The sequence below is a fragment of the Gilvimarinus chinensis DSM 19667 genome (assembly GCF_000377745.1).
Lineage (GTDB): Bacteria > Pseudomonadota > Gammaproteobacteria > Pseudomonadales > Cellvibrionaceae > Gilvimarinus > Gilvimarinus chinensis.
Map to the genome: position 1 here is coordinate 1,149,423 of NZ_KB898706.1, position 17,611 is coordinate 1,167,033.

Consider the following 17,611-nt stretch of genomic DNA (forward strand, 5'->3'; position numbering starts at 1 on the left):
TTGAGGACCAACCTGGCAGTATTATGAAAATTATTATTCTGGGGGCAGGACAAGTAGGCGCCAGTCTGGCCGAAAATCTCGCCGACGAATCCAACGATATCACCATGATTGACACCAACAACTCTCGTCTACGCGAATTGCGAGACCGGTTGGACATTGGCGTGGTGAACGGGGAGGGATCACACCCGGATGTTCTCGTACAGGCCGGTGTAGAAGACGCCGATATGCTGGTGGCGGTCACCAACAACGACGAAATTAACATGGTCGCTTGTCAGGTGGCTCACAGTCTATTTCGCACCCCCACTAAAATTGCCCGGGTGCGCGCCACCGCCTACCTCACCAACAATAAGCTGTTTGCCAACGAAGCTATTCCCATCGACGTGCTTATCAGCCCGGAGCAGCTGGTCTCGGACTATATTCACCGCCTGATCGAAACCCCCGGCGCCTTGCAGGTGCTGGATTTTGCCGAGGGCAAGGTACAGCTGGTTGCGGTAAAGGCCTATCACGGCGGGCCTCTGGTGGGGCAGGAGCTGCGCTTTTTACGTGAGCACATGCCTGCCGTAGAGACACGAGTTGCCGCCATCTACCGGCGGGGCCAAGCTATTATGCCCACCGGTGCCACCGTGATTGAAGCGGACGACGAGGTCTTTTTCCTCGCCGGAAAAAACGACATTCGCGCGGTTATCAGCGAATTGCGCCGTATGGAAACCGCCTACAAACGCATCATCATCGCCGGTGGCGGCAATATCGGCATGCGCCTGGCGCGCAAGCTTGAAGGTCGCTACAGCGTTAGGGTAATCGAGCACAACAAAGCGCGCGCTGCGCACTTAGCTGAGCACTTAGAGCGCGCCATCGTTCTTCAGGGTAGCGCCTCTGACCAAGACTTGCTGGGCGAAGAGAACATCGAAGACACCGATGTGTTTCTCGCCCTCACCAATGACGACGAAGCCAACATCATGTCGTCCATGCTCGCCAAACGTTTGGGCGCGCGCAAAGTGATGGCACTGATTAACAATCCGGCTTATGTGGACTTGGTGCAAGGCGGGGATATCGACATCGCTATTTCTCCGCAAACCACCACCATCGGCAGTCTGCTGACCCACGTAAGGCGTGGCGATATGGTGAGTGTTTACTCGCTGCGCCGCGGCGCCGCCGAAGCCATTGAGCTGATTGCCCACGGCGACAAAAACTCATCCAAAGTGGTGGGTCGTGCGCTGGAAGATATCGACCTGCCCCAGGGCGCAAACATCGGTGCGATTGTGCGCGAAAAAGACTCGGGCAGCGAAGTAATTATTGCCCACGACGATGTCGTGGTGGAAAGCGGTGACCACGTTATTGTGTTTTTGTTAAATAAGAAACACATTCGTGATATCGAAAAACTCTTCCAGGTCGGGTTTACCTTTTTCTGATGCAGTGGACATTGACACCATGAAGCCCGCGGAGGCCAAATGCATTTTGCGGTAATCGCCCGAGTCCTTGGCACATTGCTGATGATGTTCAGTCTGACGCTGCTGCTGCCTATCAGCGTCAGCCTCTGGTTCAACGACCACAATTACATGACGTTTTTGTGGGGTTTTGCATTAGCTTTTGGTTCGGGTTTGGCTATCTGGGCTCCGGTGTATCGCAGCCGAGCCGATTTACGCACTCGCGACGGCTTCTTGGTAACCGCTTTATTCTGGTTTGTACTGGGTACCTTCGGGGCACTACCGCTGTATTTTTCCAACGGTTTAGAGCTGTCCATAACCGACGCCATTTTTGAATCCATTTCTGGCCTGACGACAACCGGGGCGACGGTTATCACCGGGCTGGATACCCTGCCTCCTTCCATTTTGTTTTATCGCCAACAACTGCAGTGGTTGGGTGGTATCGGTATTATTGTTATCGCGGTCGCCATTTTGCCCATGCTGGGTATTGGTGGTATGCAGCTGTACCGCGCGGAGGCACCAGGGCCGGTCAAAGATAATAAACTTACACCGCGAATTACCGAAACGGCGAAGGCACTGTTCACGACGTATTTAGTGTTTACAGCGGCTTGTGCTTTTTCTTACAAGCTTGCCGGGATGAATTGGTTTGAAGCAATTTGCCATGCGTTTTCAACCATCGCCAATGGCGGCTTCTCTACCCACGACGCCTCTATCCTGCACTACGAATCGCCCGCCATTATGATGGTGTGTACGGTATTTATGCTGATTGCCGCGGTTAACTTTGCACTGCACTTTCTCGTCTGGCGAGAAAAGTCCCTGCGGCATTACTTCCAAGACGCTGAACTCCGGTTTTATATCTCCTGTATCACGGTGGGAATTCTCATTACGGTGGCGTATCTGGCGGGGTCACAAACTTACTCGTTTAGCGACAGTTTTTATCTGGGCACGTTTAACTTTGTCTCCACCATGACGACCGCCGGGTTTGCGACGAACTTTTCAAGCTTTCCCAGCTTTTTACCCTATTTGCTGTTTTTGTTTGCGTTTGTCGGCGGTTGCGCAAGTTCTACTGGCGGGGGCATGAAGGCGATTCGCGTGTTATTACTGTATAAGCAGGGCGTGCGTGAAATTCATCGGCTGATTCACCCCAACGCCGTTATCTCCGTCAAAGTCGGGAAATTAACTGTACCCGATCGAGTGGTGGAGTCTGTCTGGGGGTTCTTCGCTATGTATGTGGTCGCCTTTGCGGCCATGTTTTTAATGCTGATTGCCACAGGCCTGGACCTTCGTACCGCGTTTTCTGCCGTAGGTGCCTGTATTACCAACCTTGGCCCCGGGATGGGAGAAGTTGCCGCCCATTATGGCGATATTAATAGCCCAGCCAAATGGGTTTTATGTTTTGCCATGCTGCTAGGCCGGTTAGAGGTCTTCACTTTACTCGTCCTTTTCAGCCCAGCTTTTTGGCGTCGCTAATTCCTTTAAGCCATATACAACCCTTCTTGGTATAACCATCGTCACCTTATCAGCTCTTAATAGGCAATTATTTACGCCAGAAAATAGAGAATAAGATTATAACGTTCATACGTTTTTGTTATCTCTATGCTAGAGTTAACGGCCAATACCCTGGTTATTCGCTGTAACAGCACTGTTCAATGGATACTGAAACTGCAATGGGTCGTGTGAAACTAAGCTCTTATATGTGCCGCTTTGCCGAAGTCGGTCTCTGGCTTGTGGGTATCAGCCTGCTGTGCCTTTGGGGCTCACAGATGTTACGCCAAGGCCCATTGGCAGAACGGCAAACAGATTTATTTCTCGCCCGCGCTCAAGCCGCCACCGCCGATCCCAATACCCAACCCCAACCATCTCTTAACCACCCCGACACTATCGACACCAGCCTCTGGAGCGCCAAACGCATCGAACAGTTTGGCGCCATTGAACAAAGCAAAGACGATATTATCGCGGTGCTTAAAATCGACAGCCTGGGGCTGAGCGCACCGATTTTTACCGAGCCGACCGACAACAATTTAAATCGCGGTCTGGGCTGGTTAGACAAAACCGCTCCTGTGACCGGCGGTGGTAATACCGCCATTGCCGGGCACCGAGACAGTTTTTTTCGCGTTCTCAAAGACATTCAAATAGGTGACCGTATCGCCGTGACCACCCTCGAGGGTGAGAAAAGCTATACCGTAACTGAGCTGCAAATTGTCTTGCCTTCGAACGTTAGCGTGCTCGCCCCCACCGATCACAATCAGCTAACCCTGATCACTTGCTACCCTTTCTACCATGTTGGAAGTGCACCGGAGCGATTTATCGTAACGGCCACAGAAAACTCACCTGCAACACTTCATTAAAAAAGGAAATGACTATGAAGATCTCTACCTGTATTAAGACCGCAAGTTTAGGAGTTGCACTCGTTGCCAGTTCAGCGGCAATGGCAAAGGAATGCTCGGAAATCGATTGGAAGCCTGGGGTACTCAACGAATACCCTGAGATTGCCGACGCCTGTATGGGTGTCGTGGAAATGAACGGTCGCGAATACGTAGAACTGGATGCCAAGTATATTCGCTCTGCGGGTGACCAAGTTCGTTTGCAGTTTAAACACCAAGACGGTAGCTACGGTGACACCTACCAAACCAAAAATTTACCACCTCACTTTAAGATCGATATCGACGGCCGTGAACACAGCATTCATACCTTAACCCGTGACTCGACTCTAGAGCTGTTTATCCCCACTGACCGCTTCGCGATTGTTGCAAGCGTAGATGACATGCCCAAAGAACCTGAAGCGGTTGAAGAAGAAGTAGCCTACACCGCGCTACCTTCTACCGCCTCGAATGTTACCCTCTACGCTTTACTGGGTTCACTGGCCTGTTCACTGGCACTGGGCCTGACCATTTTGCGCCGCAAAATGCGCATCTAAGTGGCCGTCGGCGGCCAGCCACTGGCCGCCGCCTTTTGCAATGATTAACTCACAGCACGCCCCCTACCTGGAAATCCCTTCGCGTTCACTGAGCGCAAGCAAGGAATTTTTCACCCGCGTTTTTCACTGGAGTTTTACCGATTATGGCGCCGAGTACTGCGCCTTTGACTCCGGCTTTAACTTGGGTGGGTTTTACTTATCTGAGACTGTTGCTAGCGGTGCTCAGAGCTCCTGCCTGATCGTGTTTTACAGTCAGAATCTGGCGCAGACAGAAAAAGCCGTGATTGCTGCAGGCGGCACGATCTGCGCAGCCACTTTCGCCTTTCCCGGCGGCAGACGCTTCCACTTTACCGAACCTGGAGGCAGCGAATTCGCTGTCTGGTCCGATCGCTAGCCTTCACCGTCGCAACAACCGCTTGGGCCTGACTTTTGGTCTCGCATTATTGCTGACGTTTTTGGGTTCAGCTTGCCAACAGGCTGATACACCAAGTAACTTCGCGGAGCTCTGGCGTAACCAGGCGACAGAAGTTCAAGTGCACGGTAAGGGGAAGGTTACCCACCTTCTGCCCGACGACACCAAAGGCTCTCGACACCAACGCTTTATTATCCATGTTCGCGACGGCACTTCTTTATTGATTGTGCACAATATCGATATTGCACCGCGTATCGAAAACCTAGCGGTAACCGACTCAGTGGAATTCTACGGCGAATACATCTGGAACCCTAAAGGCGGCTTGGTACACTGGACTCACAAGGATCCTCAAGCCCGCCACCCCCACGGCTGGATTATTCACGGGGAAAAGAAGTACTGGTAAGCCGGAATTACATCAATTTTGCAAAGCCTACATCAATACTCTTAAATTCGACACCCACTCGGCCAATATCACCCGTATTTCGCTGGCACAAAACTTGATTTCTTATCAGAATTTGTGAAGGTGAATTCAGTGTCAGCGTTGTCCAAAAACTCAAAACGATTCGTCGCGGCTACAGCTGTGCTGGGGTTACTACTGGTCGCTTTGTATCTGGCGATACCGGCCGCCGCCAAACACTACCTGAATAACTATGTTCTCAAGGATATGGGCCGCTATACCGGTACCGTGAAAAGTGTGCGGGTGCGGCTGTTTAAAGGCGCATATCAACTCAATAACTTAAATATTCATTTAAAAGAGAAATCTCCCCAAACGCCTTTTTACTACAGCGACAGTTTGGACATTAGTGTCAGCTGGTTAGCCCTGCGCCACGGCGAACTGCTGGTGGATGCAGCGTTAAACCAACCACGGTTAAACCTTCTGGATACTCGGTCCGATGACAATCAACAAGTCGGTGAGGGAACCAACTGGCTGGCGGTGCTGGAAGAAATTCTACCCACCACGTTAAACCAGTTGGATATCAACAACGGCACCATTCATTTTGCCAATGAAGAAACAACTCCCAAGGTGGATATTGTACTAAGTGACATTAATGCCACAGTGTCCAACCTGACTAACGTCAAAGATCAACGTGGCCGACGAGTGGCCAATGCCAAACTAACAGCGAAATTATTTTCAGAGGTTGCGATTGAGGCCCATGCCGAATTCGATCCCTTTCAGCACGATGATTTTATGTTCGCTGCCAAAACGGACCCGATTGCGCTGCGCCAGCTGAACGATTTTTCTCAAGCCTATGGCAGTATCGATTTTAAATCCGGTCAAATAGAGCTCTATACAGAAATTGAAGCCGAAGCCGGCAAGTTGTCCGGTTATATCAAGCCGTTAATGGAAGATGTGAATATCGCCAGCTGGCAACAGGACGTTGTCAATCAGGGGGACAACCCGTTCCAACTGACCTGGGAGAGCTTAATGGGTTTTCTCGGCCTGTTGTTCACTAACCTGGAAACGAATAAGCTCGCCACCGAAATCGAAGTGGAGGGCACCCTGAATGACACTCGGCTAAACTCCTGGCAAGCGGCGTGGGGGATTGTTAAAAACGCGTTCGTCGAAGCGGTAGAATCGCGCTTTAATCAACTGACGCCGTTAACCGACGACTCAGAGTAAAGTTTTAGCGGCAAACTCCCGCATTACGTAATCCACCCGAGCCTCTGCCGTGCGATAGTGCTTATCTTTTAATGTTTCGATATGGCGCAAACGCGGCAACAACCCAAAACCGTTAGCCACCTGAATCGCCAACCCCGGGCGCGCATTTAATTCCAACAATTCAGGGCCGCGGTTGGCATCCAGCACCAGGTCGGCGCCTATATAGCCCAATCCTGTCATGTCATAGCAACGCGATGCCAAGCACAATAAGCCTCGCCAATCAGGCACTTTGATTTCTTTTAAAGACCGCTTGGTATCCGGATGCTCGTACACGGGTTTGCCAAACTGCACGGCGTTCAGGCAGCGCCCCGTTGCCAAATCCAAACCAACGCCTACAGCGCCCTGATGCAAATTGGCCTTGCCGTCCGAAGCGTGAGTCGCCAGCCGTAACATAGCCATAACTGGAAAGCCGCGAAACACCACTACGCGAATATCCGGCACGCCTTCAAAAGAAAAACCATCAAAACAGTCGTCAAATTCGATCAGATCTTCGACGAGCACTTCATCACTGACCCCGCCCAAAGAATACAACCCGGCAAGGGTATTACTCATGTGACGGCGAATATCTTCAAGAGTGATTTTTGCACCGCTGGACTTAATAAAATCCGCGCCATCGCGTTTCACGATTACCCAAATACCCTTACCGCCAGAACCTTTTGCCGGCTTGATGGCAAATCCAGACAATTTGTCTAATGATTTTTCAATCTGACTGATTTCGTGTTGCTCTTTCACCACAAAACGAAGCTGCGGAGTAGCGACCTGATGCTCCTGCGCCAGCAGTTTGGTTTCCAGCTTGTTATCCACCAAAGGGTAAAGCCGTCGATCGTTATAACGGCCGATAAAATCCCGGTTGCGGCAGTTCATGCCCAACATACCCATGCGCCGCAGCTTAAAAGGGCTGATAAACATTAATCAAACTGCTCCATGGAACGGAAACGTCGCAACTCTGACAGTTTATAACCCGTGTACTGCCCCATCATTAAAATCAGCGCAAGGATAATTAAATTTAATTCGGGAAAGTTAAAACTCAAATGGTTTACTACGGTAAGACTCATTAGCAGATAAGCAATTACCGCCACCAACAAACTACCACCGCCCTGAATTAAGACTTCGTGAGCACCCTCTTCTTCCCACAAAATGCTCATCCGCTCAATGGTCCAAGCAATAATAATCATGGGGAAAAAGGTGACGGTAATACCCGCATTTAAACCCATCTGATAACCCACCAGACTCAAAATAGAGATGAGGAAAATTACCAGCACAATCAGCGTGGCTATACGCGCAACCAACAATAGGTTTAGATAAGAAAGGTAGTTACGCAGTAATAAACCAAAGCCCACGATCAACACAAAACTGATCAAGCCCGGAATGAGTGACGTTTGTAAAAAAGCCAGGGAAATAAGGATTGGCATAAACGTGCCGGCAGTTCGCAAACCCACCATCACCCGCATAAACACAACCACCAGGGCGCCCAAAGGCAAAAGAAATAGCAGCTTAAACATACTCTGCTCTTCAATGGGTAAGCTGTATACGCCCAGCATGCTGAAAATATTGTCTTGAAATTGCACCTGCGACAACGCCATTGCCGGTACGGTTTGCTTAATCATTGAAAAACTCAAGCGTGAGTTTTGCCCACCAATCACATCCAGCTGGGAATACTCACCTCGTGACCACAGCAGCAAATTTTCGGGTACGCCCTGTTCGCCCGTAGTGGCGTTTATTAACAACCAGCCCTCTTCGGTGTATAGCTCCACCATAGACGTTAAGTTTTGGCGCCGACGAGCATCCTCTAAATACAAACCAAGCGCGGTGCGGGCCGCAACACCGGCTTGATTGAGTAGTTTCACCAAAAGCTGTGAGCGCTGAGGTTCTGCAACCAATAACAGTTGCGCATTTTGATCGGGCGAGTTTGGACTCAGTAATTTAATAAGCTCACGGGCGGTACTTGCAGGTGTAGTCGAGCGAGATAGCGCACCTCGCAGCAATTCACGAGCGGCGGTAGCCTCGGGCTCATCCCAAAAAACCTCCGCTACCTGTGGCGGCTCGGCCTCTATAGCTGAGCTATTTTGACTCACAGGTAAATACTGCGCGTTGTAGTAAAGAGTTTGTGGACCTGCGACTTGACGGCGAGTCCATTCCGCGCGGCGGTTTTGGTTATCGTCCAATACCGCAAAACCATACCCGGGTGAGGCCGCTTGTTCGCGGATCAAACGGAAGCCAGGGGGCGCATCGGGTAAGTCTAATCGCACCGTGGTTTGTCCACCGGTGGCGACAAAATCTATACGCGCCTCAATCAACCAGACGGGCTTTTGTTCACCCGGTAAAAAAGGCACTTCTGTGGTCGTGTGCCTTAGCCACGCCGTAATCAGGCCAGCGATAATAAGCCCCATCACCATTGCATAAAACGGGATGCGCTGCATTTTCATTGGGCGGCCTCTTCAAGTTCGGGCAAAGGTGCAATATTGTCTCGGCTCACATCCACAACCATCACGTCCCGCAACACTAGTCGTCCCAGTCGCAACTCCTGAGTATCGGTTTTTCGGTCCGTCAAAATAAACTCGCCGTGCTGAGTAATGCTTCCGAGAGTGAAACGCAAGCGCACCACGGGTCGCTGCTTATCACTGCCATTTAAACTCGCTTGTCGTACTACTTTTCGCTCTACTTGCTGCTCTTTGCCGCTGTCGGCAACAAACAAAAACCGCACCCAGGCTTCGCCATTGCGCTCAAAGGGTTGCAGGTCACGGACAGGTAAAACAGCCGTGGCAATACCGGTATCGATTCGTCCACGGGTTTCAATGCTCAGGTCCTCAAACCGCAATTGTTCTACCGCACCGACGATTTGCTTATCCGATTGCTCTATCGCTGTAACAGCGGGCTGCGATGGTTTCTCCTGAGGAAGGTAAACCGCGTCTGGGCATTGCGCAGCTATAGGTTTAAGGGTTTGTATTTGCTCGCGAGTCGCATCAAGATCGGTTTGCAGTTGCTGCATACCCGATGCTAATTCTTGCTGCTGCAGTAAAAGTTGCTGATGATTGTGATCAGAAACCATGGCACATTGATTGACAGAATCGAGATCGGTCGTCTTTACCAATCGATAATGATTAGTACAACCTGTCATTAACACCATCAAAGCCGCTGCGATCAGCCGCTTATAAACTGACATTTTTTTCACCTCTAATTTTGTTGTCATTCAATATTTTCGACCGCATTTCAGTAAGGCTCGCCCGCTGATCGACTTTTAAAACGCTTGTACTCCCATTGATATTGCGTAGGTGCTTGGCGTACCGCCTGTTCCACAGACAAGTTCAGACCTTTTACTCCTCGCTCTGCCTCCTCTGCGTAAATGTCACTGTCGCAAGCGCTAAACACCACTTTAAAACCGCCTGGCACTCGCAGGGCATAACACATTAAAACCTCACACTCGGTGCTGCGTATAAGACTGTGTACCAAGGTCATGGTCAGCGCCGACTCACCAAAAAACGGCACCTCAAGACCGCCATTACCTGGGTCGGGAACCTGATCTGGCAATATGCCTACCATTTCCCCCTTACGTAACGCCTTAATAAGAGAAGCCACACCCCGGCGGTTAGTGGGAGCAAGCTCAAGGTGCGCCCGCTTGCGGGCCTGGCAGATGTACTCATCCAACGCCGAGTCGCCAGGTGGTTGGTATAGAATGGTCATTTTCCCGTGCAGAGCAATGATACAGGGCAGCACTTCCCAGTCGCCCAAATGCGGAGTCAGCATGATGACCCCTTTGCCTCGCTCAATTGAACGCCGCAAAAGCTCTGTACCCTCGTACTCCACCACTTTTTGCCGCAACCAGCTGTCGCGACGACGCCAGATCACGGGTATTTCTGCACCGGCTTTGCCCGTTTCGATCAGACTTTTTTGTGCCAGAGAGCGCAACTCAGCTTCTGGCATGTCGCGAAAACACAAGCGCAGATTAGTTTGTGTCACTCGTCGGGCTCTGGAGTTAGTGACCCAAAGCATCCAGCCAATCAAAGCACCCAGGCTACGGGCAAGCCATAAAGGCAGGCAACCTATGCCCTTAACCAGCGCCAGCACTACACGTTGTTTCAAGGAAAGCTCCTGCCCAGATATAAAAGAGGGTGAAGCTTACCGGAATTTTTGTGCCAGCGAAAAGCACATCGCCACAGTTTGGCGTTAAATCCCCACCAGTTTGTACCAGTGCCATACCAATAGCCCTGTTGTGACGCTATAATTCGCCCCTTCGATTTACGCGGGCCGCCACAAGCCCGATCATATTTTGCACACACCGGAGGCCTTACCCTGTGTCTGATAGACCCAAAGCCGATGTAAGCACGTTTCAAGGGCTGGTTCTCGCCCTGCAGGAATACTGGGCCCGCCAGGGCTGCGTGATTCTGCAACCACTGGATATGGAAGTGGGCGCGGGCACCTTTCACCCGGCTACCTTCCTGCGCGCCATCGGCCCCGAGACCTGGAACAGCGCTTATGTGCAACCCTGCCGCCGCCCCACCGACGGTCGCTATGGCGAAAACCCCAACCGTCTGCAGCATTACTATCAATTTCAGGTGGTATTAAAACCCTCGCCGGATAATATCCAAGAGCTGTACTTGGGTTCGCTGCGCGAGCTGGGTATCGACACCAGTATTCATGACATCCGTTTTGTGGAAGACAACTGGGAGTCCCCCACCCTGGGTGCCTGGGGCCTGGGTTGGGAAGTCTGGCTGAACGGCATGGAAGTGACCCAGTTCACCTACTTTCAGCAAGTGGGGGGACTTGAGTGCTACCCGGTCACGGGCGAGATCACCTACGGGCTTGAGCGTATCGCAATGTACCTGCAGGGCGTTGACTCTATTTTCGATTTGGTCTGGACCATCAGCCCCACTGGCGACAAAGTGACCTACGGGGATGTGTTCCACCAGAACGAAGTGGAAATGTCCCACTACAACTTTGAACAGGCGGATGTGGATTTTCTGTTCCAGACCTTCGATGTCTGCGAGCGCGAAAGCCAGCGTCTGGTCGAGGCCAACCTGCCTCTGCCCGCCTATGAAATGGTGATGAAGGCCTCCCACGCCTTTAACCTGTTGGATGCCCGCCACGCCATCTCGGTCACAGAGCGCCAGCGGTTTATTCTGCGTGTGCGCACCCTGGCCCGCGCCGTAGCACAGGCTTACTTTGATACCCGTAAATCTCTGGGCTTCCCTCTGGCTGAGGAATCGCTGCGCCAGGAAGTTTTAGCCGCGGAGGAGCAATAACACATGTCTGCCGATTTTCTGTTTGAACTGGGCACCGAAGAGCTTCCCCCCGTCGCCCTTAAATCCCTTAGCGCTGCGCTGCAGTCGGGTGTAGAAGAAGGTCTTAAAAAAGCCGGGCTGAATTACACCGCCATCCAAAGCTACTGCGCGCCGCGCCGCCTGGCCTTTTTAATTAAAAGCCTGGAAGCAGCCACCCCGGTCAAAGAAGTGACCGTGTGGGGCCCGCCGGCCAAAATCGCATTTGATGCTGAAGGTAAACCCAGCAAAGCTGCCGAAGCTTTTGCCTCCAAAAACGGTTTAAGCGTCGATCAGCTCACCACGGAAAACGATGGCAAGGCCGACAAGTTAGTCGCACGCCAACAGGCCGGCGGCGAACAAGCCACAGATTTAATCGCCGCAATTATCAGCGACTCATTAGCCAAACTGCCCATCCCCAAGCGTATGCGCTGGGGCGCCTCACGCACGGAATTTGTTCGCCCGGTGCACTGGGTGGTCATGCTGTATGGCTCAGAGGTGGTTGAAGGCGAAATTTTGGGTGTCAGCTCGGGCCGCAACTCCCGCGGTCACCGCTTCCATCACAATGAAGAAATTTCTCTGGCTAACGCCTGCGATTACGCGGAAGCATTGCGTCAGGCCTATGTGCTGGTGGATCGCGCCGAGCGTCAAGCGCTGATTATTGAACAAGTTAACCGCGAAGCTTCCGCTATTAACGGCACCGCCGTGATCGATGAAGACCTGCTGGACGAAGTGACCGCACTGGTGGAGTGGCCAGTGGCCCTCACGGGTAAATTTGAAGAGCGCTTCTTGCAGGTACCCGCCGAGGCGTTGATCTCGTCCATGGCGGAACATCAAAAGTATTTTCACGTTGTGGACAGCGAAGGCAACCTCAAGCCCAACTTTATTACCCTGGCCAATATTGAATCGAAAGATCCGGCGCAGGTGATAGATGGCAACGAACGGGTGATTCGCCCACGCTTATCCGACGCGGCCTTTTTCTTTGAGACCGACAAAAAGCACACCCTGGAAAGCCAGCGTGAGCGCTTAAAAAACATTGTCTTCCAAGCCAAGCTTGGCAGCATTTTTGATAAAACCGAACGTATCGCGCAGCTGGCTTCCAGGATCGCCGAACAACTTGGTGGCGATGCCAGCAAGGCGCGCCGCGCCGGCGAGTTGTCCAAGGCGGATCTGGTCACCGAGATGGTGCTGGAATTCGACAAAATGCAGGGCATTGCGGGCTACTACTACGCCATCAACGACGGTGAAGACGCCGAAGTGGCTCAGGCATTAACCGAGCAGTACTTACCTAAGTTTGCTGGCGACAAATTACCGCAAACACAAACCGGCACCCTCATCGCCCTCGCCGATCGTTTGGATACCATTAGCGGTATTTTTGGGATCGGGCAAAAGCCCACCGGCTCTAAAGATCCCTTCGGCCTGCGCCGTGCCAGCCTGGGCGCGCTGCGCCTGATGGTTGAGCAAGACATTAACCTTGATTTGCGCGCATTACTGGAAGCCGCCGTAGCGGCCCACGGTAGCAACATCAAAGATCCGGCAGCCACCGTCGATGACGCTCTGTCCTATATGCTGGAGCGTTTTCGCGCTTGGTACGAAGAAGACGCCATCGCTACCGAAGTGTATCTGGCCGTGGCCGCCAAAGAACTGTCCCACCCGCTGGATATTAACGCTCGCGTGCTGGCCGTTGACGCCTTCGCCCAGATGAATGAAGCGCAAGCGCTGGCCGCCGCCAATAAGCGCGTTTCAAATATTCTGGGTAAACTCGACAGCGCACCCGGCGAGCAGGTCAATGATGCTTTGCTGAGTGAAGCTGCCGAGCAGCAATTGGCCGAAGCCGTAGCCCACAAAGCCGAGAGCGTTGCGCCTTTGTTTGCCGAGCGCCGTTACGCCGATGCCCTGGCAGAGTTGGCCAGCCTGCGTGAGCCAGTGGATACCTTTTTCGATCAGGTGATGGTGATGGCCGATGACGAAGCGCTGAAGAACAACCGCCTGGCACTGCTGGCCAAACTGCGCGGCTTGTTTTTACAGGTGGCCGACATTTCCTTATTGGCACCCGCCAAAGGCTAAGGGCATTTTATGCAACTGGTTATTCTCGACCGCGACGGTGTAATCAATCACGACAGCGATGATTACGTGCGCTCGGCCGAGCAGTGGACCCCGATCGAAGGCAGCATTGAGGCCATTGCCCGTTTGCACAAGGCGGGTTATACGGTGGTGGTTGCCACCAACCAATCCGGGCTGGCACGCGGCTTATTTGATTTGGATGACTTAGAAGCCATGCACGCTAAGTTAACCGAACTGGTGGAAGCCGCCGGGGGCCAGTTAGGGGCTATTTTCTACTGCCCCCACGGCCCCGATGATGAATGCAAATGCCGCAAACCACTGCCAGGGCTTATTGATGCCATTGAAGCAGAATTTAACACCAGCGCGCAGGATGTACCTTTTATCGGTGACAGCCTGCGAGATTTAGAAGCCGGCGCCGCCAAGGGATGCCGCTTAATGCTGGTAACAACTGGTAAAGGCGAAACCACCTTAAACAAGCTCCGCCAAGCCGACGATGTGTATTACCTTGATGAGCGAGACGTCGAGGTATTCGCCAATCTTGCTCAAGCTGTGGACACGCTCACCTCATAAGGATCTTGCCTTTGCTTTACCTTCGCACCACATTGTTCAACATCGGCTACTACTCTACCGGCGTTTTTTTTGGCTGCTTAGCGATCTTAATTTGGCCTCTCATGCCTTACTCATGGCGCTGGCGGATCATTACCTGCTGGAACCGGTTTGTAATGTTGTGGCTGCGTGTGACCTGCAATATTCGTTTTAAAGTAATCGATCAACGCCAGACTGTAGAACACCCGGTGGTGGTGATGGCAAAGCACCAAAGCACGTGGGAAACCATGTTTTTGCAATACTACATGGCCCCCATTAGTACCATCCTTAAAAAAGAGCTGATGCGTATTCCCTTTTTCGGTTGGGGCCTGGCCACACTCAAACCTATCGCTATTGACCGCAGCAACCGCATGCAAGCGTTGAAAGATGTAAAAACCAAAGGCATTGAACGCCTGCGTGAAGGGGTCAGTGTGTTAATTTTTCCCGAAGGTACGCGTATGCCTTTAGGCGAGGTTGGCACCTACTTTAAAAGCGGGCCAGACATTGCCTGCGGGGCCAAGGTACCTGTGGTACCGGTAGCCCACAACGCGGCCGAATGTTGGCCCCATAAACACTACTTAAAGTACCCAGGTACTATTACCGTCGTCATCGGCGAGGCCATAAGCACCGAAGGGCGTGACCGTAAAACCCTCACCGAAGAGGTAAAAATCTGGACCGAGCAACAAATTGCCAATTTACCGTTGGCTCGGGACGATGGTATTTACAGCCCATTGCAACGACACAAAACCAAGAGTCATTAAGCCCGTTTAAAGTGTAGGAATATCCTGCTGGATATTCTGAGTGCGCCAGTTTGAATACTCTTCACCCAGCAAGTCTATAGGCCAATCACCTATTTCGTTTGAATGCTCTAACCAGTTAGTCGCCGCATTAATACTGGCACATGCAAGCTGAGGCTCTGAGGTTTTAAGGTCGTATCGCAGTGCCCACATAGGCTTGAGAGGTAACTTCATCTCTGACCTCGGTGGTTCTAATACATTATTATTTTCTTGTTGATCTCGATAACGTATTTGCCAACGCTGCAGTGTGTTACTCACAAACCAATTATAGGCGCCCTGTACCGCCCTTTTTACCTCCACTGGCGGACGATTAATTTTCATAAAATAGCGGCTGATTTCCACACTAAGTGGCGTGTTCAGGCCAGCTAAGTGCTCCCCCCTGCCCGGTACAGGTAAGTTTGTCTCTAATTGGTAAGCGCTGGCCCAAATACTGGCTCGACTATTATGTGCTTGCTGCAAACGCAGTAATAACGCATCACCTTTACGTACTGCATCGGCCGCTTTACGCCGCGTTTCAAATGAAATATAGCCGTAAGGCATACTGCCAGAGGCAACTTTACGCAAAAATACTAATGCGTTTAAGGTAACCCTTGTATCCACCGAGAGATGTGGTCCATCTAGTTTGGTACTGACAATCGCACGATCTGTCCACCCCCCGTTGTACAGTTGCGCGTTAATCGTCAATCTCAAAGCACGGCGTGCAGCATTCCGGTAACGAACATCACCTGTCTGCAAATACACATGAGATAAATAATAAATTTGTGGAAACACGTTGTGATCAATAAAACTCGCGTCAGCGGCATTTTGATCTTTCAATAACTGCAGCTTTTCATCACCGCTGAGTTGACGAAACGGATTGGTATGAGCAGGCCAGCCACCATTATTTCGCTGCATAAGCAACAAGTTATCGGCAATGGCTAGTATCTGAGTTTTATCGTATTGATCAACTTCTCGATCTGGGTGGTGGCTGTTCCATCGCTCGATGGAGTCCGCAAAACCTTCTGTTAGTATTGGCCGATAAACCGGCTTTTCATGTGCGCAGGCGCTTAACAGTGACAGTATTAATAAGGTAGAAAAGAATACAAAAGAGGACTTAATGAATCTCATAACGTCAGTCTTGCGGAACAGACGAAATATTGTAACCCACTCGGGACAAGAGAGCTAAAACTTTACCGTAATTCAAAACTATATCGTTTCTTCGGTGACTGTTTGGTTTCGACCCGAATATTTGGCGCGATACAGACATGTATCCGCCCGGGAAAAAGCCTGCGAAAGACTTTCATCACACCGCAAACCAACGACGCCGATACTGATTGTGACATTGGACTTATTGTTGTCAAACCAACACGCATCATGGACTCGTCTACGTATTTTCTCACTCAATTGGTAAGCCTGAGGTAACTCAGTGTTGGGCAAAATTAACAAAAACTCTTCTCCCCCCCAACGAGACACAATGTCACTAGAGCGTACACTGCTCTTGAGAAGCTGGGCGAGTTCAAAGATGACTCTATCGCCTTCTGCATGGCCATAGCGATCGTTGATTAATTTAAAATGGTCAATATCCAATAACATGACTGCCGTAGGAGCGCTCGACTCTTTATCCAATCGCTCATACGCCAACTCCAGTCCCATTCTATTTTGCAAGCCGGTTAAACGATCTCGCTCAGAGAGGTATTTAAGTTCACGCGCTTCATGCCGTAGTTCACGATGCTTATTAACAAGAGAGTTAAGCGCTTTTTGTTTGCCGTGTGCCTTGTGTCGCCAGTGAACCGAACGATATATAGCATAGACTGTTAAACCTACCCCCCAAATAATGAGAAGAGCTAAATACCAGCGCTCCGCACTCACCAATTCACCTATCGCTGTAACTTGATTAACTCTCACCTCATGATTGCCTGGGCCGAGGTTGTCTCGAAGATCGACCCCGAGAACAATGACATTGCTAAAGCTGGGAAGTGTTAACTCTCTAGGTACGTCCCGATTAACCAACCACCATTCGGATACGTTAAACTCAGAAAACCTGATCTTTAATGGTTCAGCCAAATCTCCACGACGCAGAGTCAAAACTTGATGCTGAACAGTGTTTATATCATCAGGCTGTGAATAATTCGGATAAAAATTTCGCAGTATTATGGCTAAACGAGGCTGAGTGCTTTTAACGTCAATATCAAGAAGGAGACTATCGAAACCAGACAGGTCTATGCCTTGGGATAAGTCATCAGTACTGGTTAATAACTCAATACTAAGACCGCAATATATTGAGGGTTTGGCAGGATCCTCGCGGTAGCAGCGAAACGCCAGACCGGTATCATCAAGCCACGCGCCGCTGGTACCACCGCCCTCTACTTGATCGTAATAAAGGTAAGTCACTCGATCTGGAAACGCTAGTAAATCCAGTTTGCGCATGGGCAAATATGGATGAAGCATGATGCTAACGACTGTCAGCAGAAGTGCCAGTAATAGTCGAGAATATCCGCCTTTGAATTGTACCGCTACA

At 51.1% G+C, this 17,611-nt stretch carries 17 protein-coding genes; 11 read left to right on the forward strand and 6 right to left on the reverse strand.

Features of this window, described 5'->3' with window-relative positions; translation table 11 throughout:
• The first annotated feature begins 23 nt into the window (after nt 1-23).
• The 7 genes from trkA (at nt 24) to D568_RS19360 (ending at nt 6,374) form a co-directional block, all read left to right on the forward strand.
• A complete protein-coding gene (gene trkA, locus D568_RS0105385; RefSeq protein ID WP_026286870.1) occupies nt 24-1,409 on the forward strand; it encodes a Trk system potassium transporter TrkA in 1,386 nt (461 codons plus the stop codon).
• Between the two features lie 39 nt (nt 1,410-1,448).
• On the forward strand, nt 1,449-2,894 hold the full coding sequence (locus D568_RS0105390) for a TrkH family potassium uptake protein (RefSeq protein WP_020208561.1): 1,446 nt from the start codon (nt 1,449-1,451) through the stop codon (nt 2,892-2,894).
• Between the two features lie 179 nt (nt 2,895-3,073).
• Nucleotides 3,074-3,772 carry a class D sortase gene (locus tag D568_RS20975; protein WP_020208562.1) on the forward strand — a complete coding sequence of 233 codons (699 nt, stop codon included), beginning with the start codon at nt 3,074-3,076 and terminating at the stop codon, nt 3,770-3,772.
• A 14-nt stretch (nt 3,773-3,786) separates the two neighbouring features.
• Complete coding sequence (locus D568_RS0105400; protein WP_020208563.1) at nt 3,787-4,341, forward strand: hypothetical protein; 555 nt, start codon at nt 3,787-3,789, stop codon at nt 4,339-4,341.
• Nucleotides 4,342-4,381: 40 nt separating this feature from the next.
• Complete coding sequence (locus D568_RS0105405) at nt 4,382-4,735, forward strand: VOC family protein (protein ID WP_020208564.1); 354 nt, start codon at nt 4,382-4,384, stop codon at nt 4,733-4,735.
• Between the two features lie 61 nt (nt 4,736-4,796).
• Entirely contained in the window at nt 4,797-5,156 is a 360-nt protein-coding gene (locus tag D568_RS0105410) for a DUF3465 domain-containing protein (RefSeq protein WP_245551595.1), read from the forward strand.
• Nucleotides 5,157-5,285: 129 nt separating this feature from the next.
• Nucleotides 5,286-6,374, forward strand: a complete 1,089-nt coding sequence (locus D568_RS19360) for a DUF748 domain-containing protein (RefSeq protein ID WP_020208566.1) — start codon at nt 5,286-5,288, stop codon at nt 6,372-6,374.
• On the opposite strand, the gene D568_RS0105420 is transcribed toward D568_RS19360, so the two are convergent.
• Genes D568_RS0105420 through D568_RS0105435 form a run of 4 tightly spaced genes read right to left on the reverse strand, consistent with a single transcriptional unit; the run spans nt 6,366 to nt 10,493 of the window.
• Complete coding sequence (locus D568_RS0105420; protein WP_020208567.1) at nt 6,366-7,322, reverse strand: alpha-L-glutamate ligase-like protein; 957 nt, start codon at nt 7,320-7,322, stop codon at nt 6,366-6,368. The two genes, D568_RS19360 and D568_RS0105420, sit on opposite strands and share 9 nt — an antisense overlap.
• Nucleotides 7,322-8,839, reverse strand: coding sequence for an inactive transglutaminase family protein (locus D568_RS0105425; protein WP_020208568.1), 1,518 nt, complete (start codon nt 8,837-8,839; stop codon nt 7,322-7,324). Before D568_RS0105425 ends, D568_RS0105420 begins: the two co-directional genes overlap by 1 nt.
• The gene (locus tag D568_RS20980; protein ID WP_020208569.1) at nt 8,836-9,576 is read right to left on the reverse strand and encodes an ATP-dependent zinc protease family protein; all 741 of its coding nucleotides are present in this window, start codon (nt 9,574-9,576) and stop codon (nt 8,836-8,838) included. Before D568_RS20980 ends, D568_RS0105425 begins: the two co-directional genes overlap by 4 nt.
• A 47-nt stretch (nt 9,577-9,623) precedes the next feature.
• Nucleotides 9,624-10,493: a lysophospholipid acyltransferase family protein gene (locus D568_RS0105435; protein ID WP_020208570.1), complete on the reverse strand. Its 870-nt coding sequence runs from the start codon at nt 10,491-10,493 to the stop codon at nt 9,624-9,626.
• 212 nt (nt 10,494-10,705) lie between these two features.
• On the opposite strand from D568_RS0105435, the gene glyQ reads away from it, so the two are divergent.
• The 4 genes from glyQ (at nt 10,706) to D568_RS0105455 (ending at nt 15,078) form a co-directional block, all read left to right on the forward strand.
• Nucleotides 10,706-11,653: a glycine--tRNA ligase subunit alpha gene (gene glyQ, locus D568_RS0105440; RefSeq protein WP_020208571.1), complete on the forward strand. Its 948-nt coding sequence runs from the start codon at nt 10,706-10,708 to the stop codon at nt 11,651-11,653.
• Between the two features lie 3 nt (nt 11,654-11,656).
• Nucleotides 11,657-13,735, forward strand: a complete 2,079-nt coding sequence (gene glyS / locus D568_RS0105445) for a glycine--tRNA ligase subunit beta (RefSeq protein ID WP_020208572.1) — start codon at nt 11,657-11,659, stop codon at nt 13,733-13,735.
• A 9-nt stretch (nt 13,736-13,744) separates the two neighbouring features.
• Nucleotides 13,745-14,302, forward strand: a complete 558-nt coding sequence (gene gmhB, locus D568_RS0105450) for a D-glycero-beta-D-manno-heptose 1,7-bisphosphate 7-phosphatase (protein WP_020208573.1) — start codon at nt 13,745-13,747, stop codon at nt 14,300-14,302.
• A 152-nt stretch (nt 14,303-14,454) separates the two neighbouring features.
• Complete coding sequence (locus D568_RS0105455; RefSeq protein WP_245551596.1) at nt 14,455-15,078, forward strand: lysophospholipid acyltransferase family protein; 624 nt, start codon at nt 14,455-14,457, stop codon at nt 15,076-15,078.
• A 6-nt stretch (nt 15,079-15,084) separates the two neighbouring features.
• On the opposite strand, the gene D568_RS0105460 is transcribed toward D568_RS0105455, so the two are convergent.
• Together D568_RS0105460 and D568_RS0105465 are read right to left on the reverse strand one after the other, a co-directional pair.
• The gene (locus tag D568_RS0105460; RefSeq protein WP_020208575.1) at nt 15,085-16,221 is read right to left on the reverse strand and encodes a pectate lyase; all 1,137 of its coding nucleotides are present in this window, start codon (nt 16,219-16,221) and stop codon (nt 15,085-15,087) included.
• 78 nt (nt 16,222-16,299) lie between these two features.
• Nucleotides 16,300-17,520: a GGDEF domain-containing protein gene (locus D568_RS0105465; protein WP_020208576.1), complete on the reverse strand. Its 1,221-nt coding sequence runs from the start codon at nt 17,518-17,520 to the stop codon at nt 16,300-16,302.
• Nucleotides 17,521-17,611: the final 91 nt, after the last annotated feature.